The sequence below is a fragment of the Vibrio sp. Vb0349 genome (assembly GCF_033338975.1).
The window spans coordinates 1-1,084 of record NZ_JAWOTS010000404.1; the positions used below are offsets into that span (position 1 = coordinate 1).

1 protein-coding gene and 1 pseudogene are annotated in these 1,084 nt (G+C 48.1%); both read left to right on the forward strand.

Annotation, left to right across the window (positions count from 1 at the left end):
• Window positions 1-857: imelysin family protein (locus tag R7Q47_RS26175; protein ID WP_318090253.1), on the forward strand; the 857-nt coding region annotated here is incomplete at its 5' end.
• A gap of 84 nt (window positions 858-941) precedes the next feature.
• Window positions 942-1,084: pseudogene (locus R7Q47_RS26180) on the forward strand (thiol oxidoreductase); the annotation flags it as partial.

The following is a 1,084-nucleotide window of genomic DNA, read 5'->3' on the forward strand; positions in this document are numbered from 1 at the left end:
CCAACACAAGCCTAACGATCGGCCCGTCTAAGCTTGACGTGGCAAAAATTACTCCAGAATTACTTGCTAGCTTGAACGAAGTAGGTGGCTCAGAAGCAAACGTAGCAACGGGCTATCACGCGATCGAATTTCTTCTATGGGGACAAGATCTGAACGGCACAAATGCAGGTGCAGGTCAGCGTGCTTACACGGACTTTGTTGTTGGTTCTGGTTGTACAAATGGTCACTGCGATCGTCGCGGTGAGTACTTAAAAGCCGCGGCCGATCTACTTGTTCAAGATCTTGAATGGATGGAAAAACAGTGGTCTGCTGGTGGAAAAGGCAACTACCGTCAAGAGCTACTCACAGGTTCTGCAGATAATGGTCTACGTAAAATGCTGTTTGGCATGGGCTCTTTGTCTTTGGGTGAGTTAGCTGGTGAGCGTATGAAAGTTGCGCTAGAAGCGAACTCTACGGAAGACGAGCACGATTGCTTCTCGGATAACACGCACAACTCGCATTACTACAACGAGCAAGGTATCTACAACGTTTATACGGGTACATACAGCCGCCAAGATGGCACGGTTCTTACTGGTCCAAGTATCGCAAACCTAGTTGCTCAGGAAGATAAGAAAGCCGCTGAAGAAATCCAGAAGCAATTTGACGTAACACGCAGTCAAGTTGGCGAGTTGGTGACTTCTGCTGAAAAACACAATCAGCATTTCGACCAACTTATTGCCGCGGGTAATGCTCAAGGCAACGCACTGGTTAACGACACCATCATGGCGTTGGTTGCACAAACCGGTGCTATTGAGCGTGCAGCGGGTATTGTCGGCATCGATAGCCTAAGCCCAGACACCGCAGACCACGAGTTTTAAGAACACATAATAATAAACAAGGGCTCATCGTGAGCCCTTTTGCCGTTAGAGCTCGTTGTTATCCATTCATATAAGAGCAGTGATATGAAGCCATACCTACTTTCCGCCTTTGCCGCGATCCTTTCGACTTCTGCCATGGCTTACGATGTTAAGTCTGGTGGCAACACCAGTGTCAAAAAAGACGGTGCTAATGCCTATTCATTACCCGCGACGAACTTGCCAATGAG